Annotated in this window: 15 protein-coding genes; 13 read left to right on the plus strand and 2 right to left on the minus strand. The window is 45.7% G+C overall.

The annotated features are described in order from the left end of the window. The first annotated feature begins 52 nt into the window (after positions 1-52). Complete coding sequence (locus AC3WS5_RS03050; RefSeq protein ID WP_492465729.1) at positions 53-658, plus strand: adenylate kinase; 606 nt, start codon at positions 53-55, stop codon at positions 656-658. A gap of 2 nt (positions 659-660) precedes the next feature. Here the strand turns inward: AC3WS5_RS03050 and AC3WS5_RS03055 are convergent, their stop codons facing one another. Further along, positions 661-1,110, minus strand: coding sequence for a viral A-type inclusion protein (locus AC3WS5_RS03055; protein WP_492465730.1), 450 nt, complete (start codon positions 1,108-1,110; stop codon positions 661-663). 203 nt (positions 1,111-1,313) lie between these two features. Beyond that, positions 1,314-3,431 (minus strand): ferrous iron transport protein B, encoded by a 2,118-nt coding sequence (gene feoB / locus AC3WS5_RS03060; protein ID WP_492465731.1) that lies wholly within the window; start codon positions 3,429-3,431, stop codon positions 1,314-1,316. Positions 3,432-3,619: 188 nt separating this feature from the next. On the opposite strand from feoB, the gene AC3WS5_RS03065 reads away from it, so the two are divergent. The 12 genes from AC3WS5_RS03065 to AC3WS5_RS03120 all read left to right on the plus strand — a co-directional run bounded on the left by AC3WS5_RS03065 (position 3,620) and on the right by AC3WS5_RS03120 (position 16,654). Continuing rightward, entirely contained in the window at positions 3,620-4,057 is a 438-nt protein-coding gene (locus AC3WS5_RS03065; RefSeq protein WP_492465732.1) for an IPExxxVDY family protein, read from the plus strand. 10 nt (positions 4,058-4,067) lie between these two features. Further along, the gene (locus AC3WS5_RS03070) at positions 4,068-4,304 is read left to right on the plus strand and encodes a 4a-hydroxytetrahydrobiopterin dehydratase (RefSeq protein WP_492465734.1); all 237 of its coding nucleotides are present in this window, start codon (positions 4,068-4,070) and stop codon (positions 4,302-4,304) included. 183 nt (positions 4,305-4,487) lie between these two features. Beyond that, positions 4,488-6,626, plus strand: coding sequence for a peptidylprolyl isomerase (locus AC3WS5_RS03075; protein WP_492465735.1), 2,139 nt, complete (start codon positions 4,488-4,490; stop codon positions 6,624-6,626). A gap of 242 nt (positions 6,627-6,868) precedes the next feature. Then, positions 6,869-7,375, plus strand: coding sequence for a DUF2480 family protein (locus tag AC3WS5_RS03080; RefSeq protein WP_492465736.1), 507 nt, complete (start codon positions 6,869-6,871; stop codon positions 7,373-7,375). A gap of 358 nt (positions 7,376-7,733) precedes the next feature. Next, complete coding sequence (locus AC3WS5_RS03085) at positions 7,734-8,252, plus strand: NAD(P)H-dependent oxidoreductase subunit E (RefSeq protein WP_492465737.1); 519 nt, start codon at positions 7,734-7,736, stop codon at positions 8,250-8,252. Next, positions 8,239-9,906, plus strand: coding sequence for an NADH-ubiquinone oxidoreductase-F iron-sulfur binding region domain-containing protein (locus AC3WS5_RS03090; RefSeq protein WP_492465738.1), 1,668 nt, complete (start codon positions 8,239-8,241; stop codon positions 9,904-9,906). Before AC3WS5_RS03085 ends, AC3WS5_RS03090 begins: the two co-directional genes overlap by 14 nt. Before the next feature lie 11 nt (positions 9,907-9,917). After that, positions 9,918-10,625: a 2Fe-2S iron-sulfur cluster-binding protein gene (locus AC3WS5_RS03095; RefSeq protein WP_492465739.1), complete on the plus strand. Its 708-nt coding sequence runs from the start codon at positions 9,918-9,920 to the stop codon at positions 10,623-10,625. Between the two features lie 124 nt (positions 10,626-10,749). Continuing rightward, a complete protein-coding gene (locus AC3WS5_RS03100) occupies positions 10,750-11,292 on the plus strand; it encodes an NADH-quinone oxidoreductase subunit B family protein (protein ID WP_492465740.1) in 543 nt (180 codons plus the stop codon). Beyond that, positions 11,285-12,724, plus strand: coding sequence for a Ni/Fe hydrogenase subunit alpha (locus AC3WS5_RS03105; protein ID WP_492465741.1), 1,440 nt, complete (start codon positions 11,285-11,287; stop codon positions 12,722-12,724). Before AC3WS5_RS03100 ends, AC3WS5_RS03105 begins: the two co-directional genes overlap by 8 nt. A 395-nt stretch (positions 12,725-13,119) precedes the next feature. Beyond that, positions 13,120-14,475, plus strand: coding sequence for an ATP-binding protein (locus AC3WS5_RS03110; protein ID WP_492465742.1), 1,356 nt, complete (start codon positions 13,120-13,122; stop codon positions 14,473-14,475). 421 nt (positions 14,476-14,896) lie between these two features. After that, on the plus strand, positions 14,897-15,475 hold the full coding sequence (locus AC3WS5_RS03115; protein WP_492466464.1) for an RNA polymerase sigma factor: 579 nt from the start codon (positions 14,897-14,899) through the stop codon (positions 15,473-15,475). A 66-nt stretch (positions 15,476-15,541) separates the two neighbouring features. Further along, positions 15,542-16,654 (plus strand): FecR family protein, encoded by a 1,113-nt coding sequence (locus AC3WS5_RS03120; protein WP_492465743.1) that lies wholly within the window; start codon positions 15,542-15,544, stop codon positions 16,652-16,654. Positions 16,655-16,872 lie beyond the last annotated feature (218 nt).

Consider the following 16,872-nt stretch of genomic DNA (forward strand, 5'->3'; position numbering starts at 1 on the left):
ATTGGACGCTAGCAACATATCTTTGTATGTCTCAAAAAATTCGATATTCACCATGTTTAATCTGATTTTATTTGGTGCTCCCGGGAGCGGGAAAGGTACACAAGCAGAAAAATTAGTCGATAAGTATGGTTTGGTGCACTTGTCAACCGGCGACTTGCTCAGGAGCGAGATAAACAGGAAAACTCCTCTGGGTGTGGAAGCAAAAAAATTCATCGATCGGGGCCAGCTCGTACCTGATGAGTTGGTTATCGGTATGATTGATAACTGCATAGAACACAACGCTGAAGCAAAAGGCTTTCTGTTTGACGGATTTCCCAGGACGGTTAATCAGGCCCGCGCGCTTGACAAGCTGATGAAACTCAAGAAATCAGCGATTCATTCCGTGCTTGCACTTCTGGTTGACGAAGAGGATCTGCTCAAGAGAATACTGCTCCGGGGAAAAACTTCCGGCAGGTCGGACGATCTGAATGAAGCTATAATCCGGGAACGCTTTGCCGTTTACCACCACGATACTGAACCGATCGCGCAATATTATTCGGAGAGACGAAAGTTCAAGGCGATCCCCGGAAACGGCACTATTGAAGAAACTTTCGGATTGCTTTGCTCAGAGCTGGACAGTTCTATGAAGCTCGTAAGAGAAACCGAGGAAGAGGGCTGATCTTATTTTCTCAGCAGGGAATCTGCTTTGTTGATTGCCCCCAGCACCGCATCTTTTACCTCGTTTACTTTGGTTTTCTCCCCCACAAGGTATTTGATTCGCTGCGCTTCATTGTTTTTAAACGAATCATAATTAAATTCATTCATCCATTTGTTCATTCCTGTTTCGGCCCGTTGCAGGGATGCCAGTAAGGTGTCCAGTTTTGCGCGGTAGCCCGACAGGCTCTGCCTGGCAGCAGCAGGTAATTTCTCAATTGAATCGATCGCTGCGCGGGTTTCTTTTTCCAATCTCTGCAGTTTCATCATTTTTGGCATGGCCACATCATGTCCGGCAATGACCTCATCCATCAGGCTATCGGATTTTGAATTAGTTTCATCTGACTGTTTGTCGCCCGATGCACCGCAAGCACCCAGCAGGAAAGTTAGGACTAAGAGAACGAATAGTTTTCGCATGGTAAATTTTCTTTGGTTTTACTGCAATACCAACCAAAGATAAGATGTAATTGAAAATGATGTTCTTTTCGCTGATCGTATATTTAAAGCTGAAAAGAATACCCGATGCAGTGACCGGGAACTCCGGTTCCGGTCTTTAGTGCCAGCAAATGATTCGTTGGCGATGAAGATGTGGAAACAGGTGTTTAGCCTGATGGACCGGTTCATTTCAGAAGCTGATAAGCGAGGAGCCCGAACACATAAGCCAGTCCGGTCATATACACAAGTTGCAGCATAGGCCATTTCCAGGAGCCCGTTTCTCTTTTAACGATCGCCAGCGTGCTCATACATTGCATAGCAAAAACGTAAAAGAGCATCAACGAGAGCCCGGTAGCCAGCGTAAAAACTTTGGTGCCGTCGGAAAAAGTAGCTGCTTTCATTTTCTCGCGGAGTGCAAGGTTTTCCTTGGTATCATTTTCCACGCTGTACAGGGTAGCCATGGTGCCAACAAAAACTTCACGGGCGGCGAAAGAGGTTACGATAGCAATACCAATCTTCCAGTCGTAGCCCAGCGGCCTAATTACCGGTTCGATGGATTTACCCATAATGCCTGCATAGGAGTTTTCGAGTCTTGCCGAAGCCCATTTTTCCTGGGCCGCCAGACTGTCGGTGCCAGGTTTCGCCAGCTCAGTCTCATAGTCCTGGTGAACCAGTCGCATTCTTTCTTTAGGGCCGTAAGAACTCAGAAACCAAAGTACCAGGCTGATCATCATAATAATTCGTCCCGCCTCCACGGCAAAGATCCTGGCCTTTTCGATCATCGTATGCAGGGCGTTCTTCCATCTTGGCGCTCTGTATACCGGTAGTTCCAGGATAAAGAAACTCTTTTCCTGGATATGGATGAACCATTTGGCCACATAGGAAACAATAAGAGCAAACACAGTACCCAAAAGATACAGGCCCATCATCACCAACCCCTGTACGCCAATAAATCCAAGGAGATATGTTTTGGGGATCACGAGCCCTACAAGGATAATATATACCGGTAAGCGGGCGGAACAGCTCATCAACGGTGTGATAAGGATTGTGAGCAGTCTTTCTTTCCTGTTTTCAATACTCCGGGCGCTCATAATTGCCGGTACGGCACAGGCAAACCCGCTGATCATGGGCATCACACTCTTCCCGTTCAAACCTACGCTACGCATGATCCGGTCGGTCAAAAAGCTTATCCTGGCCATGTAGCCGCTGTCTTCCAGAATAGTGATCAGCCCGAAAAGTATCATGATCTGGGGAATGAAGATGATTATCCCTCCGAGGCCGGCGAGTACGCCATTTATCAACAGGTCGGAGAAATTATTCTGTGGTAAAACCTCACTCAGCCAGCCACTGAGTGCAGCCGTTGCCGATTCAATCCAATCCATTGGATAGGAAGCCAGTAAAAATACGCTCTGAAACAGGGTAAAGAATACGAGCAGCAGAATAATATAGCCCCAAACGCGGTGTAGAAAAATGTTATCCAGCCGGTCTGTTATGATTGATTTTTTGTTCGGATCGGGGAATTTGACCGCCAGATTCATAATTTGACCGATCCGCGTGTAACGTTGCAGGATTTCCTCGGCCTGTGTGCGAACCGGGTTAAAATGATGATCTATTTCTGTTTGTTCGATTTTTTCCTGTATATCCTCCTCCAGATCAAAGGTTTCGTGGTTGATAAGGTAGTGAATGCTTTCGTATTCACTTAATCCGGCTACGATACCCCTGGTTTGTTCAATCGCTTCCGGTGCAAGGGCCGAAACATCGATGAAGTTACGTACGGCAGGTCGGTAAAGGTTGCCGCAGACCAGCTCGATGGATTTCTTTAACGCGTCAATGCCTTTGTTTTTTCTTGGGTTTACCGGCACAACCGGAACACCCAATTCTCTTTCCAGTTTCTGTATGTCGATATGGATACCTTTCTTACGTGCGATATCCATCATGGTAAGTGCTATGACCACAGGGCGTTTCAGGTCGATGACCTGGGTGCAGAACAGGAGGTTTCTTTTCAGGCTGCTGGCATCGGCCACTACAACGATTACGTCCGGCCGGATGAGCTCGTCCTGGTTCAGAATTATTTTGTACGTCACTTCCTCGTCCAGTCGCCGCGGATACAGACTGTAAGTTCCCGGTAAATCTATTAACTCAGCGTTGCAGGATCCGACTTTCACGGATCCGGTCTTTTTATCAACGGTTACGCCGGGGAAATTCCCGACTTTCTGACTCAGACCCGTGAGGCTGTTAAACAGAGAACTCTTCCCGCTATTGGGGTTGCCCACCAGGGCAATATGTAGAGATTTTGTGGTCAAAATAAATATGCAAAATTAACCTGCGCGGCCCGATTTCTATTTACGAATTTGGGAGTTTTCCACCAGTGGGCGGAAAAATTGCAGGGAAGTGACAGAAATGTGTTAATAAAACAGCCACGAGGCCGTGATAATATTAAATTATCGATCTTTGTTTGAGGTGGGATCGGAAATTTTGAAGGGTAAATACTATGTCGAAACTTACACTAAATACACAGGAGCTCACGGGCGAATTCTTTGAGGATACGCGCTTGCTGGGTATTGTTACCACCGTTAAGGATTATCGCTTCTGCTGGAATCTGAATAATATGCTGGGGCTTGATTTCCGGATCAACCATGACCTGGAGATTCAACTGAAGAAAAAGAAACGGTCTTTCTTTTTCCCGGTGTATGAATACAGAGAGCCTAACAGTGCCTTGTGCCACTATCTGTACAATAATCTCCACGACGGTGAATATTTGTTGCCGGAGGTACGGCATTTTGATTTTTTATGGCTGATGAAGCATGACCTGGTAACCGAAACCTATCTGGACAGGCTTATCCTGCTGATCAAAAGCTTGCCCGAAGTCCAGTTGGTTGCCGAACTCACCGGCGAGAAGATCAGGAACCGGGAGTATTTGATATTTTAATAAATGGTATATGTGGGAAACAAAAGACAATAAGTTGTACCGGAAGTTCACTTTCAGCAATTTTGTAGAAGCTTTTGCTTTTATGACGAAGGTGGCTTTGGAGGCCGAGAAAGCCGACCATCATCCCGAATGGAAAAATGTCTACAATTCCGTAGAAATCTGGTTATCAACTCATGACGCCGGCGACCAGATCACGGAAAAAGATGAGAAACTTGCCAGAAAAATTGATGCGATCTTGCCCGGGTAAGATAGTTAGGTGGTCTTTGGTTATGTGTACAAAGGTAGTTTTACTGCTTCCGGATGCCCCTGGCGTCCGGGCGAGGGTGTATAATTTCTGATTTTAAAGCTGTTTACCTTGTAATCAGCCCTTTCTCAGTTTGTTCATATCTTCAAAAATGCTATTTTTGCCATCCTTTTTAATGATTTAATTATGTCAATAATTCAGAAGATTCAGGACAAGTATGGGAAATTAATGGCCATTATTATTGGGATTGCACTGGTAATCTTCATTGTCATGCTTGCTTTTGAGAACGGTGGTAGCTTGTTCAAGGGTCAGTCCATGACCGTTGGGAAAGTTAATGGTGAAACGGTGGAAATTGGTCCATTTCAGCAATTAGTGGAGCAGCAAACTCAGCAGTTGGAAGCTCGTGGAATGGGTTCGGGCGAGAATGTTAGCCAACAAGCGAATGAATCTGCCTGGGATATGGAGGTTACGAAAATTCTTTTGGAGCAGGAAGCGGGGAAGCTGGGTCTCTCCATTGGGAAGAAGGAATTAAATGATTTGCTTTTTGGAGCGAACCCCCCACAGGAATTGCGGCAGGGATTTACCGATCCCCAGACAGGAAGGTATGATGGTGCAATGGCCCAGCAACAGATCAACCAGATCCGGACCCGCGGCACTGCGGAGCAGAAGAACCAGATCAATGCTTTCCTTGATCAGCTTGCATTTCAGAAGCTGGCGGAGAAATATGACGCCTTACTGACAGGGAGCATCAATTTTCCCAAATGGATGGTAGAGAAACAGAATGCTGAAAACAGCCTCTTATCAAAAGTGTCCTTCGTGAGAGAGTCCTATGCGGAGATTTCCGATTCCGCAGTAAAAGTTACCGATAGTGAAATAAGAGATTATATCAACCGCCATAAGAAAGATTTCAAACAGACTGAAAGCCGCAGCATATCTTATGTTGCCTTTAGCGCACAGCCTTCTGGTCAGGATAGCGCTCAGGCGTTGGAAAAGTTACTTTCTTTGAGGGCGGCTTTCGATACCGCGCAAAATGTGCAGGCATTCCTGGTTAATCAGGGAATTAATACATACTACAATAGTTATATCAGCGAGGATCGTATTCAGGTACCTATGAAAGACTCTATTTTCAGGGTGGGTGCCGGTCATATTTATGGTCCCTACATAGATGCACACACCTATGCACTCGCAAAAGTTATAGGCGTCAAGGCTATTCCCGATACAGTCAATATCAGGCATATTCTGATAGGCACTTCGCAACCGGATCCTCAGAGCGGCCAGATGGTGCCGATCAGGGACACGGCAAGTGCGAAAAAGCTGGCTGACAGTGTAGCGCTGGCTATCCGGAACGGAGCAAATTTTGACTCAATGGTCGTGAAGTTTTCCAATGACCCCGGTAGTGCAAACAACCAGGGCGTATATGAAAATGTGCCATCGGGTCAGATGGTCCCCGAGTTCAATGATTTTATTTTCGGAAATCCTGTGGGGTCAAAAGGGGTGGTCAAAACGAGTTATGGATACCATTACGTTGAAATACTTTCCCAGAAAGGCCATTCTACGGGGTACAAGATCGCTTACCTGACCAGGCCCATTGAAGCAAGCCAGGAAACGGATACGCGTGCCAGCAATGAAGCTTCTCAGTTTGCTTCCCAGGTGACCAACGCGAAGACATTTGATGCAGCGGCAGAAAAGCTGGCAAAAGAAAAGCAGCTCACGAAATCTGTTGCAACAGATATTCCGCCAATGGGATCTCAGATCCCGGGCGTCGGAAACTCCAGGTCCTTCGTGAAGAATATTTACAAAGGTGATTTGGGCGATATTGTTCAACCGGAGCGGGTGGGTGATTTTTATGTTGTGGCGCTGATCACTGAAATCAATAAAGAAGGGACTATGAGCCCGGCTAAGGCCAGGATGATGGTTGAGCCCCTCCTGGTGAATGATAAGAAAGCGGAACTGATCAAGAAAAAAATCGGACCAGTCACCACGCTTGAAGCGGCTGCTAAAAATTTAAACAGACAGATAGAGACTGCCGACAGCGTTCGCTTTAGCGGCCAATCCGCATCCGTACTGGGTTTTGAGCCCAAAGTGATTGGTGCAGCTTTTAATAAAGCCAATCTTAACAAGGTAGTACCCGAAGCTATTGCTGGTAATCAGGGTGTTTTTGTTGTGAAGGTGGACAATGTGATGAGTATGCCGGTGCAGGCGGTGAATGTGGACGAGATCAGGAAAATGCAGTCGATGCAGGCCAGACAGCAATCAGCATTTCAGAGTCTCCAGGTATTAAAAGAAGCTGCTAAAATAAAAGACTACCGCCGGAAGTTCTATTAGACAAACCGTCGGTATTTATACAATGCCTCAAAAAGGCACCGAAATCAACTGTATAAGCTCCGTCATACCGCGTTTTGCGGTTAAAGACGGGGCTTTCTTTTTCAGGTCACGGGTTAATCGCTTTTTATAGGCTGCCTGGGTACATTCACATTTACTTTTCCAAAACAACCTGTACTTTCAGGATGTCGGCAAATCTTTAAGTGGCTGTTTCAACAACCTGGCGTTTCCTTTGTTAAATAAACATGCAAGAAACCCTGAGAAATAAGGTTGCCGAAAGCGGGATCATTACAATGGACCTGGAGAATTTCTATCCCAAAGCGCCGGTGGTGGAGTTTGACATCAAAGACTTTCTGTTCAGAGGGCTGATTCTGAAAGAGAAGGATTTTCGTGAATCACTCAAAAACCTGGACCTGGAAGGTTTTCGCGGAAAACATATAGGGATATTTTGCAGCACCGAAGCGATTGTGCCTATGTGGGCATATATGCTGGTGGTATCCAGTCTCAATCCGGTTGCGCTCAGCATTACTATAGGAGACCGCGATGAAGTCAGAAAGAGGGTTGTGCTGAATAACCTGCAGGCAGTTCAGTATAGCGAATTCACTGACGCAAGAATTGTCATTAAGGGTTGTGGTGATGAAGAAATTGATGCATATGCCTATGCAGAGATCACCAGATTACTTTTACCGGTGGCGCGGAGTATCATGTACGGAGAGCCTTGCAGCACTGTTCCGGTTTTCAAAAGAAAATAACCTGGCGGTTAACGATTGCTGAGATAGCACTAGAAAAGTACCAATTGAACCCGGGCATGCACGGGAGCGTATTTGTTTAGCCCGCAAGAATTTTACTTTTTCAGATTCATTCATCAACCGATTTGTTATCGTGTTTTGTTGAAGGGACCGGACTCTTCATCTGCCTGCAGGCAGATGAGACGTACGTCTATTTTCCAGTATTCTTTTTAAGATGATAAAAATCACCTGCTGTTTATGATTTATATCATACAGCATGAGAACAAACCTTCCTAGTTTTGAGATCCGGAACCTGTTAAGATGTTGAAACCGTGACCGGTTGCCATATAATTCTCTGGTAAAAAACGTAAAATTAGCTTGTATGAATCTACGGAAGTCGTTGCGGGACGCAGTTTTGCCAAAAACGGATCCCCGTGTGAAATTACTTAATGCGAAGATCAAAAAAGAAGCATTCAGGCCCGATGCACTGATTGAGATCCTGCACACAGCCCAGAACAGTTATGGCTATTTACCGATGGACGTGCTGAAATATATCGCGAGGGAATTGCGACTGCCGCCATCCCGTGTTTATTCCACGGTTTCGTTTTATCATTTCTTTTCCATGCACTCTAAGGGAGAGCACACCTGCCTTGTCTGCACGGGAACAGCATGTTATGTGAAAGGCGCTCAGAAAATACTGGATGGTATTGAAAAAGAATTCGGACTTAAACAGGGACAAGTGACTGCCGACAATAAGCTGGGCATTCAAGCCGCGCGTTGTATTGGCGCTTGCGGACTGGCACCCGCGGTAATCGTGGACGAAGAAGTTCAGGCAAGGGCCATTGCTGATGATATTATTGCAAAACTCAAAGAAAAAATGGAGACGCATGAACAGGCATGATTTTAAAACCCTGGTGCATACCACCAGGCAGAACGAACTGGATAATCCCCATATCAACAAAATTTATGTCTGCTGTGGGGCCGGATGTATTTCTTCGGGTGCGGAGGAGGTTATTAAAAAACTGGAAGCTGAAATAAAGGAAAGAGGACTTGATCACGAAACAGAGATCGTTCCCACAGGTTGCATGGGGCCCTGCAACCAGGGGCCGCTGGTCAAGTGCAGACCCGGAAATTCCATTTATCAGAAAGTAGACTGCCACAACATCAGCGATATCGTGAAGAGTCAGCTTGTGGAAAAGAAACCACTGGAAGATCTGCTGTTATTTTCTGAGAGCCGGGAAAAACCCTTTGTTAATTCTGATGATGATCCGTATTTCAAGAGGCAAATGAAGATCGCACTTAAAGACTGTGGCGATGTTAATCCTGAAAGCCTGGAAGACTATATTCTTCACGATGGCTACAAAGCACTCGACAAGGTATTATTTGATATGACGCCCGAAGATGTTATCTCCGAGATCAAGCAGAGCCGGATTCGCGGGCGCGGGGGAGCAGGGTACCCAACAGGCCTGAAGTGGGAAACCGTTTATAGGTATGTAAATAATCAGAAATATGTTATCTGCAATGGTGATGAGGGTGATCCTGGCGCATTTATGGACCGAAGCATGCTGGAAGGCAATCCACACCGAATACTGGAGGGTATGGCTATAGCCGGGTATGCGATCGGCGCCAGTAAGGGGTTTGCTTATATCAGGGGTGAATATCCTCTGGCCATTAAGCGGTTTGAGGCGGCCATCAAACAGGCCAAAAAAGCCGGGTTGCTTGGGACTAATATTTTGGGGACAGAGTTTGCTTTCGATGTAGAGGTAAGGATAGGTGCGGGGGCTTTCGTGTGCGGCGAAGAAACGGCGTTGATCGCTTCTATTGAGGGCAAAAGGGGAACACCCAAGCCCAGACCTCCTTACCCTGCTGAAAGTGGCCTTTGGGGTAAGCCAACACTGATCAATAATGTGGAGACCATTGCTTGTATTGCGCCGATTATCAATAACGGCGGGGAATGGTACAGTGAAATCGGGACTCCGAAAAGTGCCGGGACCAAAGTATTTGCCCTGGCTGGGAAAATTAATCATGCAGGACTTATTGAAGTGCCCATGGGCACTACGCTTCGCGAGGTTATCTATGAGATAGGCGGGGGCATTCCGGATGGTGGTGAATTTAAAGCAGCCCAAACCGGCGGGCCGTCGGGCGGATGTATTCCGGCTGCGCATCTCGACGTAAAAATGGATTATGAAACACTGACCTCCCTCGGTTCTATCATGGGCTCTGGCGGACTGATCGTTATGGATGAACGATCTGATATGGTGGATGTAGCCCGGTTCTTTATGGAGTTTTGTGTGGACGAGAGTTGTGGTAAGTGTGTACCGTGCCGGGTAGGTACCAAGATGCTGCACGACCTGCTTCAGAAGTTTTGTGAAAATAAAGCTACGCGTCTCGACCTGGAACGGCTGGAAGAGTTGGCACAATATGTAAAAGATTGTAGTCTGTGCGGACTGGGTATGTCGGCTCCCAACCCACTCTTGAGTACGCTGCGTCATTTCCGGGAAGAATATGAAAGCCGCGTTCAGCCTAAAAGGGTATCATTACTAGTAAACGATTAAGCAAGGATATTATGAATCTGATTACAGCCATCATCGACGATAAGAAGATCACCACACAGGCAGGTAAGACCATTTTAGAGGTGTGCAGGGAACATGATATTGAGATACTCACCATGTGTCATCTAAAAGGGCTCGGGGATACGGGAGCCTGCAGGCTCTGTCTGGTTGAAATTGAAGGTATGAACCGTCTGCTGTCCGCATGTACGACACGGATTGCTGACGGCATGGTCATCCGTACGAAAACTGAGCGAATTCAGCGTTATCAGCGGATCACGACTGAATTGTTTTTTGCGGAGCGAAACCACATGTGTGCGGTATGTGTTGCAAATGGAAATTGCGAATTACAAAACCTGGGTTATAAAGTAGGGTTGGATGCTATCCGTTACCCACACCTCTTTCCACAGTGCGAAACAGATACATCACATGAGTGGTATGTAATGGATCACAACCGGTGTATTATGTGCACCAGGTGCATTCGTGCCTGCGCGGAGGTGGAAGGAGCATATAACTGGAATGTGATGGACAGAGGCTACATGGTACGTATTATTTCTGATTTTAATACTCCCTGGGGTGAGTCGGCCACCTGCACTTCCTGCGGCAAGTGCATGCATGCCTGCCCAACGGGTGCTATCTGGCCTAAATCTGTTGTACAGGGACAGTTGAAGAAGCAACCGGATATGATAGGTGAACTAATGGACAGACGGACGATGAATCTATAGAAATATTCTACCGGGGCTGGGTGCGGGAGACCAAATGATAGAGATGCGACAGGTGGAGAGAGACCCCCCGAAATCCCGCTGATGTGATGGTGAAATTAATAATAACTAAAGCATAGTTCAGAAAATGAGCAGGAAGAAATTAGCAACTGTATGGTTAGGCGGATGCTCGGGTTGCCATATGAGTCTGTTGGACATTGACGAGCGGATCCTGGAGGTCGCGAAGCTCGCGGATATTGTGAAAAGCCCCGTGGTTGACGGTAAGGAGTTCCCGGAAGTGGATATTGCCCTGGTCGAGGGCTCTGTTACCAGTGATGAGCACCTGCGGGAATTGATCCATATCAGACAAAATTCAAAGGTGCTGATCGCACTTGGCGATTGTGCAGTCATGACAAATGTCACTGGTATGAGAAATTATTTTGATCTGAAAGATGTATTTGATACTTCATACCAGTATTCTGTGAGCAATGATCATGAGGGGAAGGTGCCACGGCATCCCCAATTGCTCAACCTGAATGAGAAGGTTTACCCGCTACAGGAAGTGGTGGATGTGGATTTTATCGTACGGGGTTGCCCACCCAGTGCGGATACGATTTTTTATGTCCTGAATGAATTTTTAAACGACCGCGTTCCCGATTTGCGGCAAGCTAAAAAACTGAAGTATGGCTAATACGGAAAAAAATACGATTTTAATTTCACCGGTAACCCGTATTGAAGGGCACGCGAAAATCACCCTCCGGTTAAATGATGCCGGCGAAGTATCCGACGCATTTTTTCATGTTAATGAGTTCAGGGGGTTCGAAAAGTTCTGTGAGGGCCGGATGTACACGGAAATGCCCACCATTACGCCCCGTATTTGTGGTATTTGCCCCACGAGCCACACGCTCGCCAGTGTAAAAGCCTGTGAAATGATTCAGGGTATCCAGCCTACCTATACAGCAAATCTGTTGCGCCGGCTGATGCACATCGGGCAGAATCTTTCGTCCCATGCGTTGTCTTTCTTCCACCTGTCATCCCCGGATTTTTTGTTGGGTTACGATAGTGATCCCGCTAAGCGAAATATCCTGGGAATTGCCGAGAAGTTTCCCGATCTCGCGGTAAGAGGTATCAGGTTACGGAAGTTTGGGCAGGAATTAAGCGAAAGAATCACCGGAAAGAAAATACATATCATGGGCATCGTGCCTGGTGGTATGGCATACCCGCTGTCGGAAGACAACCGGAAGGCACTGTTGAAATGGATACCCGAAGCTTTAGAGACAGTCCGGAAAGGTATATCGCTGATCAAAAGGTTTCATGAGGATAACGAGGAGATGGTGAGAACCTTCGCCCCTTCACCTACAGCCTACCTGGGGACGGTTGGTCCAAATGGCGAACACGAACTGTACGAGGGGAAACTCCGCTGGGTAGATGAAGACGGTATCATTTTGCAGGATCAGGTGGATCCGAAAAACTATCTGAATTATATAGCGGAAAGATCCGTCGATTGGTCTTACCTCAAGTATCCTTATTACAAACCACTGGGTATTGAGAAGGGCGTGTATCGCGTAGGGCCACTGGCCCGCCTGAATGTGGCCAGCAGGATGCGCACGCCACTGGCTCAAAAAGAATTTGAAGTATATAAGAGGATGTGTAACGGGAAGCCCCTGCATGGGACATTCTACTATCACTATACCAGGCTGATTGAATGCCTGAGCGATGTGGAGACTGCTGAAATCATTCTCAATGATCCGCAGGTTACATCGCTCGACATACAGCATAAGGGCCGCCTGAATTACCAGGAAGGGATTGGCAGCTCTGAAGCGCCCAGGGGCACATTGTTTCATCACTATAAAACTGACCCTACCGGTAAGCTGACCATGGTGAACCTGCTGATCGCAACGGGACAGAATAATCCCTCTATGAACCGTTCAGTATTAGAGGTAGCCAGGCAGTATGTAAAGGGCGATCAGGTGCAGGAAGGCATGCTGAACCGGGTTGAATCCGCTATTCGCTGCTATGATCCCTGCCTATCCTGCTCTACGCACGCACTTGGGCAAATGCCGATGGAAATTGAGTTAACCGATGCCCGTGGTGAAAGAGTGAAGGTTTTAGCGCGATATTAACGTCCAATAAAAAGGTACTGTTTATAGTGCGTTGAACTGTTGAATCTATTTCAACGCCCTATCCGGCCGATGCTTTCAAGCGAATGGTTCCGGACTCGCAAGCGCGGATGAGCATGCCTGGTTATGGCTCTAAAGGTTTATTTCATTGAACCTTTCGTACAATTCAGGCCGATATTATCCGTTAAAGATTGGTTTCCAACTATTCAGAGACCCTTTCCAGGGTCTTGCGCTTCCCGATTTCCTATTGCCTGAAACCAATTGCCCTTATTCTGTTACAAAATATCACAAGAAATGGGTTTATTTTGTTACAAAAAATTGAAAAAAATGGGTTTATTTTGTTACAAAATGATGTAAATTTGTCCTTACTTTGGTATAAGAATTTCAACTTTGATGGTATGCACTTTAAGAGAACCGTTCAGGATCACCTGAATCGCTGGAAGAAGAGGGATAGGCGCAAACCCCTTATACTCAGGGGTGCGCGGCAGGTTGGCAAGACTACCCTGATACTAGATTTTGCCGCGACCTATGCGCATGCATTAATGCTCAACCTGGAGAAACCGGCCGAGCGCCGTTTTTTCGAGGATTTTGACGATGTACAGACCATTCTGGAAGCTTTATTTTTAGCGCGTAACATTCCTTCATCGGCAATTTCAGGCACCCTCTTGTTCATCGATGAAATCCAGGAGTGCCCTAAAGCCATTCAGTTACTGCGCTATTTTTACGAAGAGGTGCCTACACTTCATGTCATTAGCGCTGGATCTTTATTGGAATTCGCCATGCAGAAAGTGCCCAGTTTTCCGGTTGGCAGGGTAGAATTTTTATATCTACACCCGTTGAATTTCCAGGAATACCTGGAAGCCACTGGGAGAAATGCCTTGCTCAATCAATTGCATGACGTGCCGGTGAAAGCCATTGCGCATCAGACCCTAATGGGGGCCTTTCACCGTTATGCGATTATCGGCGGAATGCCGGAAGTCGTAAAAACTGATATTGAGAAGCAACACCTTTTTGATTTGTCTATTATTTACGAGGGAATTTTAGGGACCTACAAGAACGATGTGGAAAAATATACCTCCAACGACACAGAAAGAAAAATCATTAAACATTTACTAGATACTGCACCGTTGTACCTGGATGAACGAGTAAAATTTCAAGGCTTTGGGAATTCCAATTACCGATCGCGGGAGGTTGGAGAAGCATTCAGAACGCTTGACGATGCCAGGATCTTGCGTTTGATTTATCCAACTACGGATATCACCCCGCCGGCGAGAGCTGATTTGAAGAAATGGCCACGATTGCAGTTTTTAGATACCGGTCTGGTCAATTATTCTCTGGGCATTCAGTCTGAAATGCTCGCTATGGAAGATTTGAGTAGTGCATATAAAGGGGCGGTTATTCCACACCTGGTAACACAGGAACTTATCTCGCTCCAATCTATTTCATCAAGCAAGCCCAATTTTTGGGTAAGGGAAAAAGCACAGTCAAGCGCTGAGGTTGACCTGGTATACACTTATAAAAATTTGATTATACCTATCGAAATAAAATCGGGTGTCACGGGCGCGTTGCGATCACTTCATCAGTTTATTGAGGCTTCAGATCATCCCTACGCAATCAGGGTTTATGCTGGTGCGTTAAAGGTCGAAAAGGCTATTACCCCCAATAAAAAACCATATTTATTACTGAATTTACCTTATTACGCCGGTACGATGTTACCCCAATATGTTGAATGGTTTGTGCGACAGAAGGTTTAAAGAATTACCAATTACGAATTACGGGGCGGGAACCGAAAATAATCTGAGCATCGTGAGGTCGTGAAGATCGATCTGCCAGTAAATCTGCCAAAATAGCCAACTCGCAACTTGTACGATAAGGCCGCTTTTTACGCGTAGATTATTCAGACGCTCGACCTTCCGTGTTTAACTCATTCAAAATTGCTTTTCCGGGCAGGCAGATATACAAACCATGAAATCAACAAATGCTCTTCCTATATTCCGGGTTCCTATTCTGTTAGGAAGCTTGCTCATGTAGGTTTTCCATGCCGGCCATTTTTGATCGAATGAGAGTCCGGGATAGTGTGGCAATATTTTTCAAACCAGGCCTGCGAAACAAAAACTTGATGGTTAGCACAATCTCGAATAAAAATTCTAGTTTCGTTAGCTGGTTGTGGCTTTTATGGAAGGTCAGGAGAAAAAATATCAGGAATTAAAGCTTGTCTCACTACTTAAAAATGATAGCGAGTATGCTTTTCAATTGATTTTTGATCATTATCGGAATAATATCTACAAACTGGCGATGATATATCTCAAATCTCCAGTACTTGCACAGGAGGCCGTTCAGGATGTTTTTCTGAAACTATGGTTCTCACGAAAGAACCTGCATGCAGACACTTCTGTGGAACCATGGCTCCTGACAGTAGCCAAAAATCATTTACTCAACCAACTCAAATCAATTGCCCACCAATGGATTGAAATTGACGATGACAGGCTGTTGAAGGACCAGGCGTATAATAATGCGGAAGACGAAATAAAATTGAAAGAGTACAAAAATTGTTTACACAACGCGATTGATCGCCTTTCTGAAAAACAAAAAGAAGTTTTCTTACTTGCAAGGGAAGGTGGTTTATCACACAAACAAATCGCCGAACGGCTTAACACCTCTCCGCTGACCGTAAAAACCCATATGTCAAGGGCGCTGACTTCTGTCAGGGCATACTTAAAGGAAAATAAGATGCTATCAGTAACGTTCCTCTAATTTTTTTTACCTCCTTGTACTCCACTAAAGCCTTTTTACTGTATATACTACTGAGGGCTTGTTTCAATGACTGAAAAGGAAATTTTTTTAAATCTGCTTAGCAAATACAGGGCAGGAAATTGTACCGCCGAAGAGTACGATGCCTTTTTTTCTTTGTTGCTGAGCAACCGTTATGACGATGAGGTCAGAAGCCTGATTCTCAGTGACTATTATAGCGGGTTGCAGCATGGGGCGGATCTGCCTCCTCACGTGGCCCAGGATATTGCAAGGAGTATCATTTCCTCTGACGAAAAGGTGAAGAAATTATTCCCGGCAAAAAGAAAAAAGACAGTACTTATCAGGTGGATCGCTGCTGCCTGTTTCCTTGCCGTCCTGGCGACAGCCGCTTTTCTTTACTTTAACACAAGGACTGCTGACGAATTTTCATCGATCATTCCTCAAACTGATATTGCAAAAATGAACGATTCGGGTCTGCCAGTGAAAATGCTACTTCCTGACGGAAGTAAGATAGTTCTTCAGCCCGGGAGCCGCATCCATTATCCCGCTGTGTTCGGCGATGAGAGAAGGGAGGTGTACCTGGAGGGTGATGCCCATTTCGAAATTAGTCATAATCCCTCTAAACCGTTTTTAGTGTACTGTAACCGTATTGTTACAAAGGTTTTAGGTACCAGTTTCGACATTCAAACGAATAAAGAAAATGGTGATATAGAAGTTGCTGTGAGAACCGGCCGTGTCCAGGTGTACGAAAATGAGGCCCTGGTTAGTGTTAGAACGACTTCCAAACCCGTCATTCTTACGGCAAATGAGCGTGTTTTGTACTCCAGGGAGACGCAAAAGGTCGTTTCAACACTTGTTGAAAAACCCTTGCCAATAATAACAGAAGAACCGGTTGTGCCAGATTCCCTGCGGGTTAAAAGAGCAGCAAGACCCGGTTCGCCAAAACAGCCGGCTTTAATCTATGACCAGTCTAAATTGGAAACGGTTTTTGAAGATATACAAACGGTTTACGGTGTTGAAATGGTTGTGGAAAATTCAAACCTCAACAATTGCGTATTTACAGGTGATGTAAGAAATAAGGATCTGTTTGTTTTGCTGAAGATTATTTGCCTGTCTACCAATTCGGATTATGAGGTGCTGGGTACAAAAGTTTTAATAAAAGGAAAGGGGTGCCCCCGGTAAAAATAAAATCCAATTAAAGTTAAACGATTGAATATGAAAAACGATACTTCCTGATAACGGCGTTAACGTAACTCATTAAAAAAGGTTGATTATGCGGCTACATAACCAACCTGTAAACTCACCGAATGAGCTGCGTTTCTGCAGTGAAACCATTTTGTTAAACAGAAACCTTACTAAATTATGGAAAATAAGCACAGGTTGCTTAATTCAATTAAACG

This window comes from Niabella sp. CPT15-335-S11, from assembly GCF_058792415.1.